At 37.6% G+C, this 26,842-nt stretch carries 18 protein-coding genes and 2 rRNA genes; 11 read left to right on the forward strand and 9 right to left on the reverse strand.

Annotation, left to right across the window (positions count from 1 at the left end; genetic code table 11):
• The first annotated feature begins 230 nt into the window (after positions 1-230).
• Both rrf (A994_RS08865) and rrf (A994_RS08870) read left to right on the forward strand, forming a co-directional pair.
• Positions 231-352: ribosomal RNA gene (gene rrf, locus A994_RS08865) — 5S ribosomal RNA — on the forward strand.
• 624 nt (positions 353-976) lie between these two features.
• A 5S ribosomal RNA gene (gene rrf / locus A994_RS08870) occupies positions 977-1,098 on the forward strand.
• A 353-nt stretch (positions 1,099-1,451) separates the two neighbouring features.
• Here the strand turns inward: rrf (A994_RS08870) and A994_RS08875 are convergent.
• The 4 genes from A994_RS08875 to A994_RS08890 form a co-directional block, all read right to left on the reverse strand.
• Positions 1,452-1,811 (reverse strand): hypothetical protein, encoded by a 360-nt coding sequence (locus A994_RS08875; RefSeq protein ID WP_004031142.1) that lies wholly within the window; start codon positions 1,809-1,811, stop codon positions 1,452-1,454.
• 440 nt (positions 1,812-2,251) lie between these two features.
• The gene (locus A994_RS12945; RefSeq protein ID WP_192812714.1) at positions 2,252-4,186 is read right to left on the reverse strand and encodes a beta strand repeat-containing protein; all 1,935 of its coding nucleotides are present in this window, start codon (positions 4,184-4,186) and stop codon (positions 2,252-2,254) included.
• Between the two features lie 366 nt (positions 4,187-4,552).
• The gene (locus tag A994_RS08885) at positions 4,553-7,183 is read right to left on the reverse strand and encodes a DUF11 domain-containing protein (RefSeq protein WP_004031144.1); all 2,631 of its coding nucleotides are present in this window, start codon (positions 7,181-7,183) and stop codon (positions 4,553-4,555) included.
• Positions 7,184-7,667: 484 nt separating this feature from the next.
• Positions 7,668-7,928, reverse strand: a complete 261-nt coding sequence (locus A994_RS08890) for a Myb-like DNA-binding domain-containing protein (RefSeq protein WP_100222287.1) — start codon at positions 7,926-7,928, stop codon at positions 7,668-7,670.
• 258 nt (positions 7,929-8,186) lie between these two features.
• Here A994_RS08890 and A994_RS08895 point away from each other — a divergent pair, with 258 nt between their 5' ends.
• The 5 genes from A994_RS08895 to A994_RS12950 are packed head-to-tail and all read left to right on the forward strand — an operon-like array spanning position 8,187 to position 16,117.
• Positions 8,187-10,916, forward strand: a complete 2,730-nt coding sequence (locus tag A994_RS08895) for a DEAD/DEAH box helicase family protein (protein WP_048204185.1) — start codon at positions 8,187-8,189, stop codon at positions 10,914-10,916.
• Between the two features lie 30 nt (positions 10,917-10,946).
• Positions 10,947-12,386: a YecA family protein gene (locus tag A994_RS08900; RefSeq protein ID WP_004031147.1), complete on the forward strand. Its 1,440-nt coding sequence runs from the start codon at positions 10,947-10,949 to the stop codon at positions 12,384-12,386.
• Between the two features lie 17 nt (positions 12,387-12,403).
• A complete protein-coding gene (locus A994_RS08905; protein ID WP_004031148.1) occupies positions 12,404-13,603 on the forward strand; it encodes a restriction endonuclease subunit S in 1,200 nt (399 codons plus the stop codon).
• Positions 13,597-15,084 (forward strand): type I restriction-modification system subunit M, encoded by a 1,488-nt coding sequence (locus A994_RS08910; protein ID WP_004031149.1) that lies wholly within the window; start codon positions 13,597-13,599, stop codon positions 15,082-15,084. Before A994_RS08905 ends, A994_RS08910 begins: the two co-directional genes overlap by 7 nt.
• 28 nt (positions 15,085-15,112) lie before the next feature.
• Positions 15,113-16,117 (forward strand): DUF5655 domain-containing protein, encoded by a 1,005-nt coding sequence (locus A994_RS12950; RefSeq protein ID WP_004031150.1) that lies wholly within the window; start codon positions 15,113-15,115, stop codon positions 16,115-16,117.
• 40 nt (positions 16,118-16,157) lie between these two features.
• Here A994_RS12950 and A994_RS12955 read toward each other — a convergent pair whose 3' ends face one another.
• Positions 16,158-17,252 (reverse strand): hypothetical protein, encoded by a 1,095-nt coding sequence (locus tag A994_RS12955; protein WP_004031151.1) that lies wholly within the window; start codon positions 17,250-17,252, stop codon positions 16,158-16,160.
• A gap of 318 nt (positions 17,253-17,570) precedes the next feature.
• Here A994_RS12955 and A994_RS13405 point away from each other — a divergent pair, with 318 nt between their 5' ends.
• Together A994_RS13405 and A994_RS08925 are read left to right on the forward strand one after the other, a co-directional pair.
• Positions 17,571-17,753 (forward strand): hypothetical protein, encoded by a 183-nt coding sequence (locus A994_RS13405; protein WP_004031152.1) that lies wholly within the window; start codon positions 17,571-17,573, stop codon positions 17,751-17,753.
• A 560-nt stretch (positions 17,754-18,313) separates the two neighbouring features.
• Positions 18,314-18,535: a hypothetical protein gene (locus tag A994_RS08925; protein ID WP_004031153.1), complete on the forward strand. Its 222-nt coding sequence runs from the start codon at positions 18,314-18,316 to the stop codon at positions 18,533-18,535.
• Positions 18,536-18,745: 210 nt separating this feature from the next.
• Here A994_RS08925 and A994_RS08930 read toward each other — a convergent pair whose 3' ends face one another.
• A complete protein-coding gene (locus tag A994_RS08930; protein WP_004031154.1) occupies positions 18,746-20,197 on the reverse strand; it encodes an ATP-binding protein in 1,452 nt (483 codons plus the stop codon).
• Positions 20,198-20,528: 331 nt separating this feature from the next.
• Between A994_RS08930 and A994_RS08935 the strand changes: the two genes are divergently transcribed.
• Entirely contained in the window at positions 20,529-20,957 is a 429-nt protein-coding gene (locus A994_RS08935) for a hypothetical protein (RefSeq protein WP_004031155.1), read from the forward strand.
• A 494-nt stretch (positions 20,958-21,451) separates the two neighbouring features.
• Positions 21,452-23,617, forward strand: a complete 2,166-nt coding sequence (katG, locus tag A994_RS08940) for a catalase/peroxidase HPI (protein WP_004031156.1) — start codon at positions 21,452-21,454, stop codon at positions 23,615-23,617.
• A 262-nt stretch (positions 23,618-23,879) separates the two neighbouring features.
• On the opposite strand, the gene A994_RS08945 is transcribed toward katG, so the two are convergent.
• The 3 genes from A994_RS08945 to A994_RS08955 all read right to left on the reverse strand — a co-directional run bounded on the left by A994_RS08945 (position 23,880) and on the right by A994_RS08955 (position 26,659).
• A complete protein-coding gene (locus tag A994_RS08945) occupies positions 23,880-25,229 on the reverse strand; it encodes a magnesium transporter (RefSeq protein WP_004031157.1) in 1,350 nt (449 codons plus the stop codon).
• A 112-nt stretch (positions 25,230-25,341) separates the two neighbouring features.
• Positions 25,342-25,779 (reverse strand): Lrp/AsnC family transcriptional regulator, encoded by a 438-nt coding sequence (locus tag A994_RS08950; RefSeq protein WP_004031158.1) that lies wholly within the window; start codon positions 25,777-25,779, stop codon positions 25,342-25,344.
• Positions 25,780-26,086: 307 nt separating this feature from the next.
• A complete protein-coding gene (locus A994_RS08955; protein WP_192812715.1) occupies positions 26,087-26,659 on the reverse strand; it encodes a PhoU domain-containing protein in 573 nt (190 codons plus the stop codon).
• Positions 26,660-26,842: the final 183 nt, after the last annotated feature.

Raw genomic sequence — 26,842 nt, forward strand, 5'->3', positions numbered from 1 at the left:
CCTTTGGGCCGAGTTGTTTAGTCTGCGGTTTCCAACGTCCGATGGCATTAATTTCAGTGCACCATCTCAAATTAGTGTATTTTAAGAGATTTTATATTGTGATGGTTGTTCTAGTCAGGTGTATTCAGTTAGGGTGAAAGTGTGCGTACATTATATGCTTTTATGCATGATGTGATGTCTTGTGTAGTAAGTATTCTTTAATTCATATCCATTTCATATGTTCATATTGGTTCGGCGGCCATAGCGGAGGGGCCATACCTGGTCTCGTTTCGATCCCAGAAGTGAAGTCCTCCTGCGTTTTGTTGTTGTACTGTGGACGAGAGTCTATGGGAAGCTCATAACGCTGCCGGCCATTCATATTTACTCTATAATTTATTTAACATAGATTGGGTCAATTCTTTTTGACTTTTTATTATATCTCCATTTGGTTTGATATTACCTGTAGGAGAGTATTCTATGTCATGTTAACCCCATTCGTCCCCTCATATTTTGAGGGGATTCCCCCTTTATGTTGACCCCTCCCTTTGTGGAGGGATCACCCCCCCTCCCCTTCACCTATGGTGGAGGGGAACCCCCCCTATTATAGTGAGGGTTTTACATTTACTCCCTGTCCCTTCCTAACGGAGGGGACAACCCCCCTTTAAATTTAACCCCATATCCCCTTCACCTCTGGTGGAGGGGAACCCCCTCTTAATGAGGGATTTACCATTTCCTTAAATCAATCATATTCACCACATTTAACATTGAATTTCAGTAAATACCATAATAATACATTGAATTAGCCATAAAATATCTAAAATACAGTTTCCTGATTTAACGTTACTTCCAGGTGAAAAAAGTCATGAAGTAACCTAAATCAATTCAGATATATAAATTTACAATAGAATCATGCCACGGGTCAATGGACCTGTAAACCTAACAGATCATTCTGTAGGGTTATCATGCTAAAACCAACTTCATAGGTTGTTTCATTTGGCACGGCGGCCATAGCGGAGGGGCTACACCTGGTCTCGTTTCGATCCCAGAAGTAAAGTCCTCCCACGTTTTGATGTTGTACTGTGGGCGAGAGCCTATGGGAAGCTCACAACGCTGCCGGCCATTATTTTCACATAGAATACTATTTTATTATAAAATCATTATTTCACTATAATGACTTTTCACTCAAGGCCTTCAATATAATGACTAATTTTTATTATAACGGTCTTTATTTCACTATAAGACCATTATTTTCACTATAAAAATTAAACTGAAACCTTTTTTTAATACAATTTATCTTTTTAATCCATTTATTATCTAAATCAAAATTAAACTCCATTTTTATAGACTTATCTTTCTAATCTCCAATTTTATAACTTAAATCTGTTATTATTTTCCTTCATAGCGTTCGCTAACCTGTTTAACAACGTTCGTTAAGTTTAATAAATTTAATAAAATTTAAAAGAAAAAAATTTTTATGGAATTATTTTTTGGATCCAGGATCCGAAAACTCTACTGTAAAATCCTCCCAGAAATTTTTTATATTCATTAATGGTCATGGCGTAAACTGGCAACATAGGATCATAAACTAAACCATCAACCACCAGGGCCATGTGAAGTGATAATGGATTGTTGAAAAGAGTTAAAATGAAAGAATAAGGAATATTGTTTTTTTCACAGTAATCTGACAGTGCATAAGCTCTATCAGAACAGTCACTCGACCCTCCTTCAAGTACCATCTCAACTGGAACTCGAATCCACCAGTGTGGCTCATAAGGGATTTTACTCAGCGTTTCAAATATGATCTTGAATTCTTCGTCTTCTAGGTTTAACATTGTTTTCAATGAGTCGTGGATCTATGGTCCCAGTTGCGTTCTGGGGCACTGATTTTGATTATGGGCCTGTATGGTCATATATGATTTCTATCCAAGTTTAATTTGTATTCAAGTTTAAGTTGTATATCTGTATCAACATTGTCCGGTAAACTGTAGGTTGCCCGGGCTGAACTTAAGGATTTATTGCTGGATCGTTAAGATAGACATGTTCTTTTTTACAATTTCACTATAAAAACTTTTCCATGTCTGTGGGGGTAGGTTGGCTGGTGTCTGCCAATTATGGGAATCTAACTGAAATCTGTGAGATTATTGAAATAGATTCACCTGACCTATATACCAACGTAAAAAAATTACCAATGTTAATACCAATGTAAAATATTGTAAAAATAAAAAAAGGGGAAAAAGGATTCATCAAATCTCTAAGAAATCCTCAAATCCTTTCATTGTTTTTTTCGGGTTGCGGCTAATCCACCCAGTACACTTAGGATACCAATGGCCAGTGGCACGATTGGTGCTCCGGTGCTTTGCATTCCCACAGTATTGGTTGTGCTTGCTGCGTTGACACTGTTACTGGTGCCGGTCTGGTTGGTACTGGTATTTGTATCGGTACTGCCTGGTGTGATGGTTACAGTAGAAGTCAATGGCTGACTGTCTGCCAGTACACCTACTACTGCACTTCCTGCTGCTTCATCTGCACGGAGAGTGGCAGTGGCTATGCCGTTTATGGTGTATTTTTCCACGGATTTACTGCCCACGTTACCTAAAGTGGTGGTAAATGTCACTGGTGAACCATCCGGTATATGTCCGTTTACAGGGTCAAGTGGGTTGATGGTAAATCCATCGGTGTCCTGGTTGAAACTGGCGGTTAATGTTGATGAGGACCCCTGAGGAATGCTCAGTGGTTCTGCGCTAAAGGTCAGATACAACCATGGAGAGTAATTTACATCTCCATCAATCAGTGTCTCAAATTCTGGATCATTGGAACCCCACCAGTTATCTGTGGCATTCACATCTCCCTTGTGATTATAGATAGCACTGCCGTATTGGGCACTGTTTTCCACGATTCGGTTGAAATGCATAGTAATATCGCCTTCAGATGAAATAGCACCACCTTCATGGGCGCTGTTTCTGAAGAATGTGCTGTTGTTGACAATCAAATGATAATCATTGTAGATAGCTCCACCATTTTCTGCAGTGTTGTTTGAGAAGTTACTGCCTGCTACAGTCAAGGAATCTGAAGTGTAGATAGCCCCACCATTGGTAGTTGCATTGTTACTGGTGAAAGTACTGTCGGTTACAGTTGCGGTATCTCGGTTGAAGATAGCACCGCCCTCATAATTTGCAGTGTTGTTGGTGAATGTACTGCCATTTACAATCAAATTTTTATAATTGTAGATAGCTCCACCATTATTACTAGTTGCGGTGTTGTTGGTGAAATGACTGTCAGTTACTGTCATATTGTCCTTGTTGTAAAGAGCACCACCATTCAAACCACCAGTGTTATTGGTGAATATACTGCCGGTTACAGTTAAAGTACCATCATTGTAGATAGCTCCACCATCACCTGTAGTTGCGGTGTTATATCCAAAGTAACTACCTATTACGGTTAAAGTACCAGTGTTGTAGATTCCTCCACCATATGCGGCAGAATTATTTTGTATAACCGAACCAGTCACAATACAAGTATCTATATTGTAGATTCCTGCACCACTATAATTAGATAGAGTGTTGTCAGTTATGGTTGAATCAATAACTGTTAAATTACCGTTATTGAGGATTCCTCCACCGCCCCACATAGCTAGTCCTGTGTTATTTGATATAATGGAATTAATCACAGTCAAGGTACCGCCGTCATTGTAGATTCCTCCACCACCATTTAAGTAACCAAAGTTTAGGGTGTTACCAGTTATGGTAGAATCAACCACAGCTAAAGTACCGCTATTGTAGATTCCCCCACCGTAACTGGATGTGCTGTTTGTTACGTTACAGTTATCTAAGTATAAATTACCTTGATTGTAGATAGCACCACCATGATAATGGTTTCCATTGGTTAGTTCTAAGTTACTCAAGATTAAGGTTATTCCAGGTTTAATTGAGAATATAACGGTGTTATTGGTTCCGTTTATGATAGTCCCTGCCAGGTTTAGGCCCTGTATGGTCATGTTCTGGTTAATGGTTATGTTGGTATTGCCAGTTCCTGAGTAAACACCATCGGCAATGGTTACTACTCCATTGGGGCTTACGGTTCCGGTTGCGTTTTGAATGGTTAATTTGGCTGTTTGCCATGTTTGACCATCCCAGCTATCATTACCGTATGAACCATTCACGTAAATGGCTTCATCTGCTGCAGAAACAGTACTAGCACAAAATAGCACAGTTAAAGTAATGAGGATTAATGGGATTAACTTTCTGTATGTAATCGCTTGCTTAATTATCGTTTCACCTCCCTTATGCTTGTTAAACAGATTACACATTGTATTTTGAAATACCTCATGATATAAAGTATTCACATCATAAAAAAATAGAAAAGTTTATATTCAATCTTCATACTGGAAGGAAAACTGTTAAGATAACCTGAATATTGTTATCATCGATAACTCTAAAATTGAAAATTTTATTTATCTAAAAAAAACTGTTTAATCTTATCTAAAGACTTTCTATATTTTCTAAAAAAGTTGTTTATCCTAAAAATAAAAAGGGGAAAAGGATTCATAAATCTTTAAGAAATCATCAAATCCTTTTCATTGTTTTTTCCGGGTTGCGGCTAATCCGCCCACTATACTAAGGATTGCTAAGGCCAGTGTCACCATTGGTGCTCCGGTGCTTTGCATTCCCACAGTGTTTCCAGATGTAGTAGATGTTGTGGTTGCTGCGTTTACTGTTGGTTGTGCCTTTAAAGTGAGGGGGCTAACACCTGTGCTGTTTATGCTGAATGTATCTGAGGCTATTGATGCACTGAATAGGTAATTTCCTGGGCCGGTGGTCCATCCTGAAACGTACAGGTTGGGATCGCCTACTGTAACATTGTTCATGGTCCAGGTTATGGTGTTTCCAGTAATGGTCCAGTTTCCATCACCCTCAATTTTGGATATTACAAATCCTTCAGGTAAGGGTATGGTTATGGTAACGTTGGTTGCATCGTCTGGTCCATTGTTTCCCAGTTTGTATCTTAGAGTGAATGTTTCACCCACAGTGGGATTGCTTTTGTCACTGGTTATCTGGATGTAAAGGTCTGCTTTAGGTACATAGACGGTACAGTTAGCTGTTGAATTATATGGATACTCAGCATGGGTTTCATTTACCACATTGGTGACGTTGGTACCGGCTAAACTGGTAGAATTTACCAGTGCAGTCAGATAATAAGTTACGTTGCCATTATTTGCCACAATTGCAGCCGGCCAGGTAACAGTACGGGTAACTGGATCCCAAACACCGCCTCCAGTGCAGTTAACAAAGTCTAAACCTGCTGGTAGAGTGTCGATGACAATCACATTACTGGCAGTACTTGGTCCGGTGTTTTTAGCTACAATGGTAAATAGAACTGTTTCTCCAACATTTGGTCGAGTGTTGTTAGCGGTCTTGTTCAACTCCACAATTGCCTGGTTAACATACACATTGGCTGTAGTTTCATTGAAATAGGGATATAGATTGTAAGTGATGTTTGCCTTGTTGTCTAGTGTAGTACTTGCAGCAGAAGCTAAGATGCGCGCGTCAACTAAAATCGAAACACTCATGCTAGGCTGTAATTGATCAACACCCAATGAAGCTAAAATGTTATTCCATGTTAGTTCTACACCGGATGGAATAAGGCTTAGGATGTCATATGCAGAGGATACACCCACAAGTTCAGTTCCAACGGGTAAAATGTCTTTTAATGTGATAAAAGTTACATTATCTGGGCCGTTGTTGGTTATAGTGATGTTGTACCTGACTATATCTCCTACATTGGCTACAGTCACATTGGCTGTGTTGGTAATGTTTAGGTTAGCTACGGGGTTAATTGAAATGTAAGCTGACTCTGAGTCACTGGTAGTGTATCCATCTGCAGTTGCAGTGAGTTGAACCGGATTGAACAATGGATTCAATGCACCTTCGGTGGCATAAAATGTAGCAGACAGGACACCAGCATCAGTATTTCCTGTAAAGGAATGACTAGTTCCAGAATCAGTGAAGCTTCCCCATGGTATGTTCAGGGTTATAACTTCATCTGGTATGTGTCCTCCAACTAGATCACCACCTCCATTGATGTGGTTGAAATCAGCGATAATGGCTGATGTTTCGCCGTTGTTGATGGTGCTTGGGGTTGCGTTGACTGTTAAAATAACCCATTGATTGGCATCCACTGTACCAGATATGAGGTTATTGACCTTTGTTGGATCAACATTAGATCCCCACCAGTTTAGTGTAGCGTTCACAGAACCTTTTTCCCTGCATATTGCACTACCTGCACTTGCAATGTTTCCAACAAAACTGTTGAAATGAGCTGTTAAATTAATAGAACCTCCCTGCCAAATTGAACTGTAAATAGCACCACCATAATTTGCAGTGTTATGGGTGAATGTACAGCTAGTTGCAATAAAATTAATAAAACCACCATTTAGCCAAAGGGCTATAACACCACCATAATTAGCATGGTTACTATTAAAGGTAGAATTTATTGCAATATTGGTAATTGAACCGGATTGACCGCAGTAATTTGCTATACCACCACCATGATCTTTTGCGGTGTTAGTGGTGAAGTTACAGTTAGTCACAGTACTATTAACATAACCATTATCGGCAAGATTGTAGATAGTCCCTATGCTTTGTGCGGTGTTATTGGTGAAGTTACAGTTAGTCATTGTGATAATAATGTAATGATCAGTGATACCACAGTAATTCATTATTGCACTACCTCTTACTGCTTTATTACAGTTGAATGTGCAGTTGGTTACAGTAGTTGTAATCGGGCCTTCGTCTGCAAAGTTGCAGATAGCACCTCCACCTCCACCTGTCTGATCTAGGTTTGTTGCAGTATTGTTGGTGAATGTACAGTTTTCCACGGTTAAATCTCCATGGTTGTAGATAGCACCACCCCTATATCCAATTCCATTGGTAAATGTCAGATTACAGATGGTGACATTCACACCAGATGTAATGGTGAATATCCAGTTAGTGTCTGTTCCATTGATTATGGTTCCATTCTGGCTTAAGCCCTGTATGGTCATGTTCCGGTTAATGGTTATGTTGGTGTTGCCAGTTCCTGAGTAAACACCATCGGCAATGGTTACCACTCCGTTGGAGCTTACGGTTTCTGTTGCGTTCTGGATGGTTAGTTTGGCTGTTTGCCATGTTTGACCATCCCAGCTATCATTACCGTAGGAACCATTCACGAAAATTGCTTCATCCGCCGCAGAGACAGTACTGGCACAAAACAGTACGGTTAAGGTGATAAGCAGTAAAGGAATTAAATATCTGTATGTAATCGCTTGCTTTCGTATCGTTTCACCTCCCTTATGCTTGATAAACAGATTACATGAGATATTCTAACATATTTCCTTAATATAAAGTGTTCACTTCATAAGAAAATAGAAAGGTTTATATTTCAATTTTTTTAGAAAATAAGGGGAATTGTTACCAATCCCGGTTATTTTTAACCCTATAAACTTAAATACCTAAAATTAGACTGAATATCTAAAATGAAAGCTAAAAAATTACAAAATAAAAAAAATAATATCTTTCCTTAAAAGAATTTCCTTTAAAAGAAGAAAAATTTGACTTTTCTTAACCCCGAATCCCAAAAATTTTATGAAAGGAGGGTAATTACTCCTATTTTCACCGGTAAATGGGGTATCAGCATTAATAAGGGATGTTCACTTAATTATACTGAAATACACTAGGTTCTGCAATTACACCACCTAGTAAAGAGATGATCACAACAGTGATGTTCAGGAATAATTTTAATGGATTTAAGGTATAACCACGATTACTGTAACGGGTTGCACATGATTTTTCACTTCTTTTTAGAAGTTTACCAATTTCTTTAAAGTTATACCCTTCCTCACGTAGTTTACACATTTGGATATCTTCTTCCATAGTCCATCTACAGCCTAAACGACTATCTTCGTTATCACTCATATAATCACAAAATAGATTTGTTCATTTTTTCTTTATTATTGAAGTAAGTATTATTATCTACAAATATTAATTTTCCTAATTCAAGATCAGGGTACAGTTGCTGGTTATTCTCTTAACTAATGAAATAATTTGAGGTCCATTACCTCATAAATATTATTAACTAATAACAAAATATTATGAAACTAGTAACTTAGTCAATAGATACCAAAAGTAGGAGCAAATAGTAACTTTTTATATAATCATAATCATCATAGTATCATGGAATCCTATGCTGATGATGTTTCATTGTTATCAGAATTTGAAACTAGAAAGCAGTATATCGATCCAGAATTAAAAAAACAAGGATGGCTTCCAAAATACATCAAAGAGGAAGTCAACTCTGTTAAATCAAATTTTAAAGATAAAAATATTATTTTGTTCGATGGAAACCCCCAACAGAATGTTGATCGTTTCATTGATTATCTGTTACTGGACGAAGATTACACACCTTTAGCTATAATTGAAGCAAAAAGGTTTTCCAAAGACGCAGATACCGGCCGAATACAGGCCAGAACTTATTCTTTAGACATTGAAAGTCAAATAAACCAGAAAGTACCTATTTTCTTAACCAATGGTCAAAAATGGGTGTTCATTGATGAATATGGGATTGAAAGGAAAGTCAGTGGCCCATTTTCCCAGGCGGATTTGAAAAGGCGCAGGGACCTGTACCAAAATCGTAAAGATCCTCGAACTGTTAAAATAAATACCCGTATTGTGGATAGGCCCAGAAGTGTGACCATAGTCCGGAAACTCTCAGAACACTTTTCAGAATGTCATAGAACCGCTTTAATAGAGATGGCCACAGGTACAGGAAAGACCAGAGTAGCAATGGCCCTTATTGATCTACTAATCAAATCCAATGTGGTTAGAAATGTTTTATTCATTGCTGATAGGATTGCTTTAGTTGGACAGGCCAGAGATAATGGATTTAAAAAATATTTCACAGAACCAGCCGCTGATTTAAGGGAAGGATTCACCACTTCCAGCCGTTTGTATGTTTCCACAGTGCAGACCTTAATGGGTGGCAAGGAAACCAGGTTGTTTGAGAAATATTCTCCTGGATTCTTTGATTTAATTGTTTTTGACGAAGCACACCGGTCAATCTATGATAAAAACAATCTAATTTACCAGTACTTTGACTGCATAAAAATTGGATTAACCGCCACTCCCAGGGAAAGGGAAACACAGAGTACCTTTGACTTATTTGGAAAGGCCACTGCCGAGTACTCCTATGATGAGGCAGTTCGTGACGGGGTTCTGGTTCCATACTTTGCCCATATTATTTCCACCAAAGTCTTAAACGAGGGAATAAAACAGGAGGATCTGGATAAGTTTCTAAAGGACCAGCTCCGCCGGCAGGATGTGGATCCGGACACCTTTGAACCAACTGGTTCTCAGTTTGACCGGGTGTTCATGGATAACAAGACCAATGCCCTCATAATTAAAAGCTTCATGGAAAACTGCTACAAGTCAGATGAAGGCAAACCTACCAAGTCCATCTTCTTCTGCGCCAGCAAAAACCATGCAAATAAAATGAAGGAAGTCTTTGGAGAGTTATTTCCCAAGTTCGCCAGTGAAGTACAGGTTATAACCTCAGATATGTACCGCGCTAACGATGAAGTGAAACGGTTTAAACAAAGATCAAGCCCCCGAATCGCCCTATCAGTGGGAATGCTGGATACCGGGGTGGACATCCCCGAAGTATGCAATTTAGTGTTTATAAAACCAGTGGCTTCCCCTATAAGGTTCTGGCAGATGCTGGGCCGAGGAACACGGAACCTGGAAGCCTGCAAGCACAAAGACTGGCTACCCAACAGTAGAAAGGATGACTTTAAGATATTTGACTTCGTAATTGGAGGACACTCCAATATTGAATTCCATGAACTGGAAAGGGGTAAAGGTACTGGAGTGCCCAATGATGTTCTAACCAACATTTTCAACAACCGGGTAGCTTTATTAGAGGAGAACTTATCCCCTCATGAGAGGGAACTCATAACCGGTAAGATCAGATCCACCATAGATGCATTGGATGAGGATTTCTTCCTGGTCCGGGAAAAATCATCGGTAATATCCAGGATCAAGGAAAGTGATGATTTTGATGGTTTAGTGGATGAGTTAATGGATGAAGTATCACCCCTCATTATAACCCAGTTCGGAAGTAATTCCAAGGTTTCATCATTTATTTTAAAGGCAGAGAAGCTCTTCACCTGCGTGCTGGATCGGGATAAGGAGAAGATCGATAAAATACGCCGGGAACTGGTCTTCATGATCCGCAACGTGGCTGATAAGGACAACCTCCAGGTGATAAGTGAGAAAAAGCCACTTCTTATAAGAGCACAGCAAATGGAGTTCTGGGAAGACCTGACCTTCGAGGATGTGGAATTCCTGGTGAGGGAAATTGCACCGGTGATGAAGTACTTCGAACCCACCAGCAGACCAGTGGTTGATATTTCAGCATTTGACATGATAGTAGACTGGAAAGAGTTTGAAAAAGAAGTTAAAGAAGATGAATCCCTGAAGAGACTCCTAGAGAGAAACGAATCAGTCTGCAAGTTAAAGGAAGGTGAAGGAATAACCTCCAGAGAACTTCTGGACCTGGAAAAGGAACTCTCATCACTCAAACCAGAAATAGCCATTGAGTACATCCAAAAACAGCAAAATATTGATTTCCTACTATTTTTAAGGGATATTATTAAAATAAAGAGGAATGAAGACCCACGGGCTATTATTGAAAAGAGGTTCGACTCATACATTACTAACAATCCCCAGTACACCTCCCGACAACTTGAATTTTTAATGTTGTTGAAGAAGGTGTTTGCAGAGAGGAAACACATAGAGATGAAGGACCTTGGTAGTCCTCCCTTTGAGGATGAAAATCCACTGGACTTGTTTAGTTATGAAGAGTTAGTGGGGATTGTGGATAAGTGTAATAGGATTAGGATGTGTTAATCATCGAAATCTATTTTGTGAGGACATTAAATGGGCAAAGGGAGAAAAAAACATAAAATTGGGAGAAATGATCCTTGTCATTGTGGAAGTGGAAAGAAATACAAACGTTGTTGTATAAAAAAAGATAGGGAAATTAATTCCAAACCAAAAACTGATTCTAACGAAGGAACTTCTGAAAATAAATTAATTGTAGACAATCCTTCAATTAAAAAAATGGAAGAAACCCTTGATAATATGAAAAAACTTAGAACAGCTGTTGAAATAGGATTATTAGATTTTTTAGTTCCATTAGGCCTTGAAAAAGAAAAATTAAGTGATGTTTTGTCAAAAGTAGATGAGCTTGAAAAAGATTTTGAACAATTACATATTCCGGATAGATTCAACGAACATTTCTCAAAAAATGGTTGGATTGCTCATGAATCAATGAGTCAAGAAATGATGATAAAATCAGTTGAATTAGCTGATAAAGGTAAACTCGAAGAAGCAGAACAAGGTTTAGTGCAATATTATTCTAAAAACATTCAACTTCTGATTCAATGGTCAAGTTGGATGGAAGAATTTAAACCAAGAATGACTCTCCTAGAGAAAGCATTTGATTATTATACAAAAGAAATGTATTCTGCCTGTATACCGCTCCTTTTGACCATAATTGATGGAATAGTTTTTGATAATAAAGAAACAGGGAATAAAGGGTTTTTTGGCGAAGATAATAAAATAATTGCAGAAGATTCAATTGCAGCACACATTACTGGTTTACCTGAATTACAAAGTTTGATGTCTTGCCCGCGTACAAAAACAACAACAGATGAACTTACAATACCTTTTCGAAATGGGATACTTCATGGGCGTGATTTAGGCTATGCGAATAAAATGGTTGCCACCAAATCTTGGGCAGCATTATTTGCATTGAAAGATGGAATCATTTCACTAAAAAAAGATAAATTACCAGAAGATTCTGAAAAAACAGATTTAAAAGCCATATTATACAAAATCAAGAAAAATGAATTGAGAACTAATCTTTTAAATGTTTGGAAACCTCGTAAAAATGTTCCTAATGCTGATTTCATTATTAGTGGTTCATCTTCAGACTATAAGGACGGAAGTCCTGAAAAAGAATTGGTCGAGTTTTTTGAGTATTGGCAAGACAGAAATTTTGGTTTTATAGCTAATAAAATGGATCATAGAACTTTAGATAGTTATAGTATTGGTAAAATCGCAGGAATATTCAGCAGAGAAATTTTCTCTGATAAAAAGCTTGTTTCATATAAAATTTTGAGTATTGTAGATGAAGCACCTGCTATATCTGAAATTACCGCTGAAATTACAATTCTAAAAGATGACGATACCCTTTCAAAAGAAATAACATTTCGTATGATATATGAAGATGATGAGGGTGAAATTGAGATAAGAACTATGGGAAATGGTTCTTGGAAGTTTATTAGTTGTTTTAGTGAAATAGAAATATTATAAGTTATTGAAGGGATGAAATGCTTAAAAAAGTAGATTTACCATTAGAATGGAAATTTAAACCAGTTTCAGAGGTTTGTGATATAAATCCTCGGAAAAATGAAGTTAAAAATTATTCTGATTCTGAAAAAATCACATTTCTTTCAATGGAATCTGTTGGTGAGAATGGAGAAATATATTCACAAGAAATTAAAGATTTAGGGGAAGTTTTTAAAGGTTACACCTATTTTAAGAAAAATGATGTCCTTTTTGCCAAAATAACACCTTGTATGGAAAATGGTAAAGGAACAATTGCCAAAATCGGTACTGATATTGGTTTTGGTTCAACTGAGTTCCATATCTTACGAACTTATGAAAATGTAATTCCAGAATGGGTTTATAGATTTTTAGCATTAGACTATACTCGTAAATATGCTGAACAAAACATGACGGGAAGTGCAGGACAAAAAAGGGTTCCTAAAACTTTCTTTGACAAATTGAAAATTCCAGTTCCACCACTCAAAACCCAGAAGAAAATAATTGAAATCCTGGAAAAGGCCGAAAAACTGAAAGAATGGCGGACCGAAACGGATGAATTGGCCGATGAATATTTGAAAAGTGTTTTTCTGGAAATGTTTGGAGATCCAGTTAAAAATAGTAAAGAATGGGATATTTTTAAATTTGGAGATGTTGGTAAGCTCGAAAGAGGAAAATCTAAGCATAGGCCAAGAAATGCACCAGAGTTATTAGGTGGCTCTTATCCATTAATACAAACTGGAGAAGTTGCAGGGTCTGGAGGTTACATAAAAAATTATACTCAAACATATTCTGAAATAGGGTTGAAACAGAGCAGAATGTGGGCAAAAGGCACATTATGCATAACAATAGCGGCCAATATAGCTAAAACAGGAATATTAACATTTGATGCATGTTTTCCAGATAGTATTGTTGGATTTACTCCTAAAAAGCATGTAAAAGTAGAATATGTTCAGCATTGGATATCCTTTTTACAAAAAATATTGGAAGACAGTGCCCCTGAATCAGCTCAAAAAAACATAAATTTAAAGATTCTGTCCAACCTTGAAATTCCAATTCCCCCCTTAGAACTTCAAGAAAAATTTGTAGAAATATCTGAAAAATTAAATCAACTAAAAACATACCAATCCCAATCCAAACAAGAAATAAACAACCTATTCAACACCCTAATGCAAAAAGCATTCAAAGGAGAACTCGTATGCTAGACTCAGACCTAAAATCAAAGATAAACCAGTTATGGGATAAGTTCTGGAGCAGTGGAATATCCAATCCCCTGCAGGCCATTGAACAAATGTCCTACTTAATGTTCATGAAACGTTTAGATGATGATGAGATCTCTCGCGAAAAGAATGTCCAGCTCAAAGGGGAAGAATACGAGTCCATCTTTAAAGACTGTCCTGATTGCAGGTGGTCCAACTGGAATAACATGGCTGCTGATGAGATGCTAGAACATGTTCGGGATAAAGTATTCCCATTCTTACGGGAGCTGGGTGGTTCTAATTCACTTTACAGCCGCTACATGAAGGATGCAGTCTTTGCCATTCCCACCGGAACTCTCCTGACTGAAGCCACCAAAATTATCGATGATATGCATATTAAAGACCGGAACATGGACACCAAGGGGGATTTATACGAGTACCTCCTATCTGAACTTAAAACCTCCGGTAAAAATGGTCAGTTCCGTACACCCCGGCACATCATCCAGATGATGGTGGAACTGCTAAACCCTAAAATTGGGGAAACTGTCTGTGATCCAGCATGTGGTACTGCTGGTTTTTTAGTCAATTCTTACCAGCACATCCTTAAATCAAATACTTCTCCTGAATTAATTAAAATTGATGATGAAGGTATTGAATACAACTTCAAAGGAGACAGATTAAGCCCAGAAGAATTCAAGTTTCTGAAGAGTGAAACACTTTATGGATATGACTTCGACCAGACCATGGTTCGAATCTCTTTAATGAACCTGATGATGCATGGAATCAACAACCCTTACATTGATCAGCTTAACACTCTTTCTGTGAGATACAACCAGGAACCGAAATATGATATTGTCCTGGCCAATCCACCGTTTAAGGGAAGCATAAATAAAGAAGAATTAAGTGATGATTTCTCAATTAACACCACCAAGACCGAGATTCTCTTTTTAGAGTTAATGTTCAATATTCTAACGATAGGTGGAAGATGCGCAGTTATTGTACCTCAAGGAGTTTTATTTGGAAATTCCAGAGCTCATAAATCCATAAGAATGAAACTTTTAGAGGAATGCAGGTTAGATGCTGTGATATCAATGCCTTCTGGTGTTTTCAAACCCTATGCCGGAGTATCCACAGGTATCTTAATCTTCACCAAGGGAGAACCCACAGAAAAAGTCTGGTTCTATGATATGGAAGCCGATGGTTATTCTTTAGATGATAAACGGACCTTTATTGATGGAAAAGGGGATATTCCAGATATTATTAGAAAATTCAACAAGAAAGATACTGAAGATCTGGAAGATAGGAAAGCCAAATGCTTCGTGGTTCCGCTGGATGAAATTAAAGAGAATGATTACAGTCTCAGCATCTCCAACTACAAGGAAATTGAGTATGAAGAGATTGAATATGAACCTCCAGAGGTAATTAAAAAGAAGATTTTGGAGTTAGAGGAAAAAATCATTAATGGACTAAATGAGCTTGAATTATAGTAATTTAATAAAAAAAGAGGGGCTTTAAATGATTTTACTAATTGAAAAAGAAAAGAAGGAGTTAGAAGATCTGATCATGGAGCAAAAACTTTCAGATATGGGTGTATGGGAAAGAACTCATCTGGAAACATGGATTGCAGAACGTCCTGAAATATTGGGGGAAGAATTATTAACTATTACCACTGAATACAGTGGTTTTGATAAAACTAGTAAGCGATTGGATATTTTAGCCGTTGATAAAGACGGTAAATTAGTTGTTATTGAACTAAAACGGGATGTTGCTGAGACATTTATTGATTTACAAGCTATTCACTATGCTGCATTCTGTTCAACCCACACATTTAACGATATTGTAGATATTCGCGCGAATTTTGTTAGGGAAACTGAGGAAGAAGTGGAATCTGAAATTCGAAACTTCATTACTAACGATGATTTCAAGGATTTTGATAACCAACCACGGATAATTTTAGTGGCAAATGAGTTTAAAGAGGAAACTTTGGCTGCTGTTATTTGGTTGAGAGATATTGGTGTGGATATTAAATGTGTGAAGTTAGAAGCTTATGAATTAGATGAAAAAATTATTATAACTCCAGATGTCATTATTCCTCTCCCTGAAGCTGAAAATTTCATGATGCATAGAGAAAAGAAGGTAAAAGTTACCACATTCGCCGATCCAAAAATATTCACAGAAGAATATCATCTTAAAATGGCTTCCGGTGAAGTTGAAGAACTTTATGACGAATTGAAAGATAGAATATACAATTTAGGGGAAGATGTGCAAGTTAAACCCACTAAATATTACATTGCTTTCAAATCTAGAACCAATTTTGTGGACTTCCGTTTACAGAAAAAACAGATTAAAATTTGGCTCAATATACGAAAAGGAGAACTAGATGATCCTAAAGACATTGCTAGGGATATTTCAGACGTTGGTCATTGGGGAAATGGAGATTATGAAATAAAGGCAACATATAAGTCAGATTTAGAGTACATCATGGATTTAATAAAACAATCATATAATACAAATTCCTAATTAGAGATATTCTAAAAAATTGAATGATTTTGGCTAAGCATTAGCCTTTTAAACCATTCCCTTGGATTTCATCCGCGAGTTTTGATAAAACTTCTTTTAGAAGATTCCAGTTTTCTTCATTTAAGTTTTCTTTGATTCTAAACACAAAACCATCACCAACAGATTCGAATCCATCTATTTTAAGCATACTCCTAACATAGGTCTCTGCAATATCATCTCCCCCATTAACCATACCTTTAAGATCTCCCTTATAAGAAACAAGGTGCTGACGGCGAGCTGCAATCTTAGAATACCCCTCTAGAATCTTAACCTCTTTCCCTTCAAATGGAATCCTTAATGAAAAACCCTTGGTTCCAAATAATGGTTTGAATCCCTTTTCTTGGATGAAATCAAAGAACTCTTCATAGAATGGTACTCCTGGACCTTCCAGGTTTTTAAAAAAGGTTTCATTGTTTAGTTTGGGTCCTGAAGAAGTGACTCTTGATTTTTTGGTTTGAGCTTCAATGGACTGACCTATAACCCGTGGAACTACAGTGGTAATTCCTTCACTGGTGTACTGTTTTATCTCCACTGCCAGTATTTCAACAGATTCCATGTTTCTGTTTAAAAATTCAAGTGCATTCTGCAGTCTCTGAGGTATTTCATCAGCCACTACCAGAAGGCGGACATGTTCAGACTTTAAATTCTTATCCACTTTCTGCCAGAACTCATTCTCATCCCCTTCTTCACCTAAGAGTTCAGTTATATCTGCATTTTCATGGGATTCAACTCTTTCTTTTAAGAGTTGAACATCCATGGACAGGAGGAGGTTTGCACCGTATTCAATTATCTGGGCGGTTACTTCCCTTTTAAGCCGGTCATCTTCACTCCTTTTGATTTCAACCAGAGTGGGTATTCCATCCTGATCCAGGAATAAATGGTCCAGGTAAATGTTCCCACTGCCCACTATGGGAAAATTCACTTCACTACCCACATGCAACCACTTCCTTGGATTTGCACTGTCTATCTGATCCCCTGGTATCAGATCTGGATATTCCTCAATTAACTTCTGAAAATCCAGTTCTCTGGCATGTTTCTTTTCTTCCATTTCCACGAATTCGTTGTTTTCCTTTATCATGAATATCTTTCCAGACATTGCAAATCCCCTAATTTTTTCCTAATTCTTCTCTTTAATCCATTAAACTGAAATTTATGGTGTATATCCTACTTTATGTGCATTTTATTGTTTTTGGATTGATTCTATGGCTAAATCCCTATTCAGACCATGCTTGATAAAAACTCATTGATCAATCAGTAATTTAATATTTATGATAATAATATTAAGAAATATAAAAATATAATTTCAAAGAATTGATAATCCTGGTTTTATTGGAAATCCCTCCGTAACTATTAATCGTAACAATATTAAGAAATGAAGAGCATACTATATACTATAAAAATATATTAGGGGGATGTGGATAATGGAAGACAACCAAAAAAACTTTGTTTTGTATATATTGGAGTAGTAGGGCTTTTAATTTTGCTTGGAGGAGTATTTGGTCTTTATGATTGGAAATATGGTGTAGTTATAGCTGTAGTGATCTGGATAATAGGCGGTGCTTACCGAACGTACTTTGGTGTCCCCTCTAACAGGTAGAATCTAAAATTTTAAATCTATTTTATCCCTTTTTTTACAAGTAAAATAGCAGTAAACCCTGCATTCACAGTAAAGTTATTTTTCCCTCAATCTTTTGATCTTAGGAAAGGCTAGGATAAATATCTAAATTTCTTATTTTTAGAATTATGGAGAATTTCATCCCTAAACTTTTAAACAAATATGCGAGTTGCAAAACATGTCCTACTGAACAAAAAATGTAACTTTTTTTTATTCAACAGATCACAAATATTAAATATTGAAAAGGTTATTTCAATTAAATAAGGAGAATTTCTATAAACACTTTGTTATTTGATTTTAATCTAAGTGTATAGATTATTTAAATGTGTTTTTATAGAATTTGCCATATATTGTGTGGTATTTTGGAGTATAGGAATATTCGAAAATTGTTGTTGATGATTTGTCAATCGATGACTATACTCATGTAGAACGTTTGGGTGATAGGTTAAAACTTTCATTGATTGAGAAACCTTAATCGATGGGGAAGTTTCATCTCACACCAGATAAACCGTTTGAAATTAAGTAAATTTAGAGGGATTTAATTGATAAGCATAGGTAAAAAAGTAAAAAATGTAAAATTAGGATTTGAAGGTGTTGTAGTGGATAAGAAGGAACGAATACATCCACATAAGGTCTACTTTGAACAAAAAATGACCATAACTCCCCCTGCAACTGATGGAACATGGTATACCAAGATGTATCTAGTTAAAAATCCTACCGAAGGTAGTATGTGGTTTGAAGAAAAAAGCTTAATTGAAATATAATTTGGTTTTTTTTAAAGATCAACACATTTAAAGCTTGTTAAGGTCTTTCGCAGATGGTAATTTATCATTTCTTTTTTTTTATTTTGCCATTCATATTCATTGAATAATTATCAATTTTGATTAGATTGTTAAAAAAGCCTCTAAGCAGGATATTTTACATCCTTCTCTTAATAATGGCGATTTTTAAATAAAATAAAATAAGATATTATACTAAATAAAAGAAAAAGTCACCAGGGGGATATAAATCACATTTCCCTCTTTTTTAATTTTACTGGTCGTGTTGGAGATTACAATTCCATATTCAGATTTATATCGGGTAATGGCCCTGTTTATCTGGGTTCTATCTTTTTCTCCAACACCCACCTCAACCGGTATCACACCATCATCTGCAGTCTGAAGCAGGAAATCAACACCGTTATTGGCAGGGTCATAAAAAATTCTTAAAGGCCGGTGGACTGTTTCTTTCATTCTGAAAAAGTAGGAGGCAACCAGACTTTCAGCTAAAACTCCCAATAGTTTCCTATCCCTTCTATTGTACTTACCTAACTTGAATCTTATAGCCGCATTCACTGTTGGAGACAGGAAATAATATTTCCAGGATTTTCTCACCACTTTCCCGGCAGTGCCATAGGGTTTTACACTGAAAACCAGGTGTGTCAGCTCCAGTATGTTAAGTATTTCCCGGATTAATCGGGGGGATTTTCCCAGTTTAGTGGCCAGTTTCGCATCAGAAGTTCCACCAGGATCCTGCAGTGCTAAAAATGTGATTGCACGGGAAATAACCGGCCTTGATTCTGTATTAAAAGATTTTAGGGAAAAAACATCCTTTTCCACCACCCGGTTAACAATGGTAAAAACCCTTTCATAGACTTCGTTTCTTTCCATATTCAAAGCAAAAGGAAAGTCCCGGCATAATAAAAAGTTTTCCCACTCTTTCTCCACAGGTTTACTTAAAACCAGCAGATTTTTCTTCATCTCATTTTCTTTTCTGGATGCTCTTTCTACGGAGTTTTCATCACCCTTAAAAATTAAATCCATTAAACTGCTGGAAAAATCATCTGGTGGGTTGATATTATTTTTCAACAGGTTATATTCCCCGAAATTCATGGGAAATACTGGTTCTTTTTTAATTCTTCGGGCAGCATCCACATTCATCTCCAAACTCAGTGCTGAAGAACCAGTGAAAATAAGGAATATTTTCTTGCTCTGGTCATAGACTATCTTACCGGTCCTGGACCATTCTTTATCATAGTGAGATTCATCCAGGAAAATAAACAGTTCTTTTTCCAGATATACCGGTGAAGTTTCATGAACTTCACCAACGAATACATCTATTGCTTCAAAAATTCCAACCCCTAAATAGGTGCTTAACTCATCAACTGAAAGGTAAAGGATCCTATCGGAATCTACGCCTTTTTCTTTTCTCAAATATTCATAAATCTGGAATAAAATCGTTGTCTTCCCAACACCCCTTAATCCGGGCATAATAAGAAATCTATTTTCAACATTACCATTTAAAAACTCATCAATGTGCTTTTTAACCTGATAATATGTTTTTCTATGTTCAAAAGGAACATTTCCTGCCTGGGTATTATCCTGTGATAACTTTTCTGCCTCAGCTAACTTTGCAAAGACATAATTTAACATATCTTCAGAATTCATGGTAGATTCACCTTTACCCAGTCGAGTTAAATAAGATCTTATATATTTCTGTATATAATTCTATGCTATTTTTATATATTTTTATATATATTTATTTATATGTAATTATTTATTTTTATATACACAAAATTAAATGTTACTCAAAATTAGGGGAAATAAAAAAGTGACCAGTAACTCTATGGAACTTGCTGAATCACGGGAATTGTTTATTTTTTACCTTTTTAGAAATGCAAATGGTTAAATAATTTTAATGCCCATTTTAATTAAAAAATCCCGTATTGTGAAGATTAATATTAAATCAACCATCTAAAACTGAAAATTAGTGATAATTATGGAAGAAATCAACTACATGCGCATAATGATCTTTGCCTTAATCTGTTTATGGTTCCTTTATCCTGCTATCGTAATTCAATTAAGGTCAACAGTCTTTAAAAATGCCATAAATATTTCTAAAAAGACCAGTAAGGGAAACTCACCTTTGAGTAATATAATTTTTATATATTCTTTTGCAATTGGGCTTGCTACCTCAATTGGAACCATGATCATTTTATCCTTCTTCAGTGGCAATGTCATCACTGCGGATGCAATGAATAAAGGTTTCCTAGTAGGATTGATATTTGAAACAATTTTTTTATTTCCGGATAAATTGGAAAAAATAATCAAAATTGATTTAAGAACCAATGAAAAATTTAAGAAATATTTTTTTATCGGTTTAATTTCATTTGCAGTGATAATGAAGTTACTTAGTTACATATTATAAAAAGGCAGCAAAGAGCAGTGGTTGTGGTTTTTAGTGTTCTTATAAAAACATAAAAACTCATTGGGTAGAAACTCAAGGTATTTTACTGAAAATGAGAATCTTGGAACAAATTAAAACATCCAGAAGATTCCAGGTGACCTTACCTCCTCATTTTCTTATTTTTTTATCACTACTTTTCTAGATCACCTCCACCCTAAAATTCTAAATAGTACTAAGTTCTATATAGTATAAAATCTTAAATAGTACTGAGTTCTATAATGTGGAATTTCAGATAATGTAAAAATTCAGGTTGTAGAAATTCAGTAAAAAAGCAGAACCATCAAATAAAAATTTTTAATAAAAACCTGGAACTAATAAAATAAATGTTAGAAAATATTAAAAAACTGATATTTTCTCCAAAAAAAGGTTGTGAAGTATTAGTAAGGAAGCTCTGGAAAAACACGAAATTCTACATTCTTACCTGAATTAAAACGTGAAAATAAGAGAGTGAAATTATGAATAAAAAAGGCAAAATAACTGCTAGTGGTGGTACTACAAACCTTGAATGGTGGCCAAATAGGTTAAATCTCGATATCTTACGCCAGCATTCAGAAAAATCCAATCCAATGGATGAAAGTTACAACTACGCTCGTGAATTTGAGAGTCTCGATTTGGGTGCAGTGAAGAAGGACCTCCATGAGCTCATGACTGATTCACAAAAATGGTGGCCAGCAGACTTTGGCCACTACGGACCCCTTTTCATCCGTATGGCCTGGCACAGCGCCGGAACCTACCGGGTGGGAGACGGCCGTGGAGGTGGAGGTCATGGTAACCAGCGCTTAGCACCACTAAGTAGCTGGCCCGACAACACCAACCTGGACAAGGCCCGCAGGCTGCTGTGGCCCATCAAACAAAAATACGGCCAGAAAATTTCCTGGGCCGATCTGATGATCCTGGCTGGAAACGTGGCCCTGGAATCAATGGGCTTTGAAATCTTCGGCTTCGGTGGAGGAAGAGAAGACATCTGGGAACCGGAAAAGGACATCTACTGGGGTTCAGAGAAAGAATGGCTGGGAGGAGAACGCCACGAAAAGGGCAGTGACCTGGACAAACCACTGGCCGCCATTGAAATGGGTTTAATCTACGTAAACCCGGAAGGACCCGATGGTAAACCAGACCCCATTGCCGCAGCAGATGATATCAGGGAGAGTTTTGCCCGTATGGCCATGAACGACGAGGAAACAGTGGCCCTCATTGCTGGTGGCCATGCCTTCGGTAAAACCCACGGTGCAGGGGACCCCAAGTATGTGGGACCAGAACCGGAAGCTGCACCAATCGAGGAACAGGGCCTGGGCTGGAAGAGCAGCTACAAAACCGGGAAAGGAAACGACACCATCACTGGAGGCCCGGAAGTTATCTGGACCAACACACCCACTGCCTGGGACAACAACTTCTTCCGGATCCTCTTTGAATTTGAATGGGAACTTGAAAAGAGCCCAGCAGGTGCCTACCAGTGGAAACCCAAAGATGGTGCTGGTAAAGACACAGTACCCGATCCCCACGACCCAGAAAAACGCCGCACCCCGGGTATGCTAACCACGGATCTCTCGTTACGTTTTGACCCGGAATACGAGAAGATATCAAGACGCTTCTATGAGAACCCGGATGAACTGGCCCATGCATTTGCCCGGGCCTGGTTCAAGCTAACCCACCGTGACATGGGCCCAAAAACCCGTTACCTCGGCCCGGAAGTACCAGACGAGGACCTAATCTGGCAGGACCCCATACCCCCAGTGGACCACGAACTGGTAAGTGAAGAGGACATCCAGAACCTCAAGGAGAAAATACTGGCTTCAGATCTTTCCATCCAAGAGATGGTCTACACTGCCTGGGCATCTGCATCCACATTCCGTGGTTCAGACAAGCGTGGAGGTGCCAACGGTGCCCACATCCGCCTGGCACCCCAGAAGGACTGGGAAGTCAACCAGCCAGACCAGCTGGAGAAAGTGCTCAAAACCCTGGAAGGCATCCAGAGCAAGTTCAACCAGTCACAGTCCGGTAACAAGAAAATATCACTGGCTGACCTCATTGTACTGGCCGGTTGTGCTGGTGTTGAACAGGCAGCCAGAAATGCAGGTTACGAGGTAACTGTGCCCTTCACGCCAGGAAGAATGGACGCCCTGGAGGAACAGACTGATGTGGACTCATTTGCTGTTCTTGAACCTGTTGCCGATGGTTTCAGGAACTACCAGATGATGCAAACTGAAGAAAAAGCAGAGGAGTTACTGGTGGACAAGGCCCAACTTTTAAACCTAACCATCCCGGAGATGACCGTCTTAATTGGAGGTTTAAGAGTCCTGGACGCCAACTTCAAAGGGTCACCCCACGGAGTCTTCACCCAGACACCAGGAGCACTTAACAATGACTTCTTCAGGAACCTGCTGGACATGCAAACCGAATGGAAGGCAACTGAAGATGAAAACGTGTTTGAAGGAAGTGACAGAGAAACAGGCAAATCCAAATGGACTGCTACCCGTGTGGACCTAATTTTCGGATCAAACTCCGAACTCCGGGCAGTAGCCGAAGTTTACGCATCTGCTGATGCCCAGGATAAATTCCTCAAAGACTTTGTAATGGCCTGGGACAAGGTCATGAACCTGGACCGCTTCGACCTAGTCTGATTGGGTTTACCCCCAACTAGACACCAAACCTTTTTTTTATTTTTATTTTTATTATTTGATAATGAAAACCAGAACCCTGTATTGGATAAAGCGAATATTTTTTCAGAGGATTAAATGATTAGTGGATAAGTGAGTATTTTTTTTAGGGGGTTAATTGATTAGTGGATAATTGAATATTTTTTTCAGGGGCTTAAGTGAGTATTTTTTTCAAGTGATATTAAGTGAGTATTTTTTAATTGGAGAAATTGTATTTTTCACAGGGTCATAAGGTGATGCCCAGTGTGAATATAACCATCATCACCAGGAAGGTGTTGGCCACAGGGTCAGTTAAACTGGTGGATAATGGTATGACTATGTTATCAGGGTCAAGCCCTCTCCGGTAGGATATGGCGTTAAGGTAGAATGCAATTAGTAGCATGAATGGTGTTAGCATTAACCCTGCTGAGGTGCTGATGAATATCATCTTACCCAGGGCAATGGATTCAGAACCGGTAATGAATGAACCCAGGTAAGCTAAAACACCAATTAGGGGGTAGATGATCACAGCCAGAATTATGATTATGGCAAAATTCCTCAAGGCATCCCCGGAAGGTCTTAAGGAAGACTCTATGGAACCAATGTGCAGTCCTGAGGATAACCTGGCCCCCAGTATACTCACCAGGTCCCCACTTTCTCCAGAAAACAGTGGTACCAGTGCCAGGATACTGGGGTTGCTTAAAATGGTGGAGAAACTACCATTCAAAATGGTACCAGCAGTGGTTCCAAAGATTGAGGATAAAAACAGGGCGGGTGTGCTGTGAATAATTATCTTCTTCATGTGTGTTCCCCTTTTTATTCCATAGACAAAGCCCATGATTCCAATTATGATAAACAGTATAAAGAGAACTGTTTCCACATACCCATTTCTTATGGCCAGGAGTATGTAAACCGCCAGTAAAATGGAAGGAATGGTAAATAGATCCCCTGAAGCTGCAATTAATGGTGTGGTTACGTTATCCGGATCCCATCCATTTTCATAACTTTTAATGGAAATAAGAATGGTGGCTGGTAGAAGCAGTGCCCCTGAAAATATTCCACCCAGAACCGAGATAACTGTGAATTCTGCAAGACTGATACTATTAAATCCAAGTAGCATACAGAATGCTTTAGCTGTAAATGCCAGGAAAATCGACATTATAATGGTTAAAATCATGGCAGAGGCAATGTTCTGGTTTAGGATCGGTGACCTTTTCAGTTCGGGGGTTAAAGTACCAATATGGAGGTTGGAACCTAACCGTGACCCCAGTGCACCGAATATGTTTCCCCTCATCCCAATTGCACCTGGAATTAGCACAAGAAGGCCTGGTAACATTTCCAGGGTACCGGTCATACCACTTAAAAGTATACCTGCAATGAGATCACCAATGGCACATATAAAAAGAGCAGTGAATGTTTCCCCTAACACCCGTGAAACATCACGGAAAAAGTTATTGACCTTACCACTAATGATGAATGGTATTTTTAGAATTTTCAGAGACCTTTTTGAAACTAGGACTGCTAAGTTTACCATCCAATCCAGAATGATGTGGGTGTATTCGCCAATCCTCTTCAGTAGTTTCTCCGTCCATTTCACCTAACCACCCAATGAATAAAGTACGGGCTGACCATACCTTGAATGAGCCATGTAAACGTTCAATATCGATGGTTCTACCAATATTAATATTATTTCCCGACATTTCTATCATTTAAAGCGTTGGAATATCTTCTTTAACTCTTTCCATTACTATCATTTCTGTCAAGTCTTCAACACCGTCAATTGAACGGATTTTTGAATTTATCAATTGATTTAAGTCTTCAATGCTTTTAACCCAGACTTTTATCAGGATATCATATTCTCCAGATACACTGTAAACTTCTGATACCTTTTCAAGCCTTGAAAGTTCCTCTTTAACTAATTCATGCCTTTCAGACTCGGTCTGAATGATGATTATGGAGGTTATTTCCAGGCCAACTTTCTGCCAGTCTGGTATCAGAGTGTAACGTTTTATAACGTCAGTTTCCAATTTTTTGAGCCTGTTAGATATGGTTGCATCTGGAATATCAATCTCTTTTGACATTTGAGATATGGTAATTCTTGAATTTTTAATTAAAGAACGGAGTATAGCTAAATCTACATCATCCATTTTTTCCAACACCTTTCAAATTCCAGATTAAGTTATACTCATATTTACTTATAAACGTTTGGGTAGATTACCAAAAATATTCAAAAAAATGAGTATTTTTCTAAGTTTACATCCTTAGTTTAGAAATTTCTCAGATATGTCTCAAAATTATGGTAAAATCAAATAAGCAGATTAAATAACCTTTAATTAATTTAAAGTGATAATATGCATTAAAATTGTCTTTAAAGAAATAAATTAAGTTAAAAAAAAGTAAGTTATTAATTTAGGATAATAAGTTTGAAATGGTAACAGGGGTAGATTTTTAGTTTTATTCTTCTGTATAATCTTCGTATTCCAGATCTTCTAGTTTGGTTTCCCCATTTGCAAGTTGTATAAGTAGAGATCCGCCGGTTTCATTCCCCTTTGCTATTAATGAATCTCCTGCTGAGATCATGGTGTTCCTATCTGGACCATAAATCCAGGATTCCTGCCTCCTTATGGCAATAACAGTCATACCAGTTCTGGTAGCAAGTAAAAGCTCACCTAAAGATTTATCAATTAATTCTGAACCTTCAGCAATTTTAACCCTCATTATAACTTCATCAGACTCTTCCATAACCATTTTAAATACTGGGTGTGGTTTCATGTCTTTTAGGACAAGGTCTGCTATGTCTTTTGCTGAGTCTGCGATGGTTTCTGCAGCTTCCCCCACTTCAAGAAGAGCGGTTAATTTTTCTGCATCCTCCACTGTCCTTGCAGCCAGGAGTGACTCCTTTTTGATCTGATAGTTAAGTCTGTTAACTTTGTTTTCTAGTTTTATAACTTCCTCTGCCGCGTCTTTACTGTTAAAAAGCAGTGCAGAATAAGCTAAGTCAACCATTAATTCGGACATATTCTTCATTTCGATTAAAATGTCCTTAATACTTTTAGGCACCTTTCATCCTCCAAAATATATCTAGGTTTAATAAACTATAATATGAATACTTTAAAAATCTTTTCATAACAACTGATCTCTTGGAATTACTCTCAAATATAGTTATATTATTTTCACATGGCTTAATTTCATGGTGATTATTAGTTTGGT

It is taken from the genome of Methanobacterium formicicum DSM 3637 (assembly GCF_000302455.1).
GTDB classification, from domain to species: Archaea; Methanobacteriota; Methanobacteria; order Methanobacteriales; family Methanobacteriaceae; genus Methanobacterium; species Methanobacterium formicicum_A.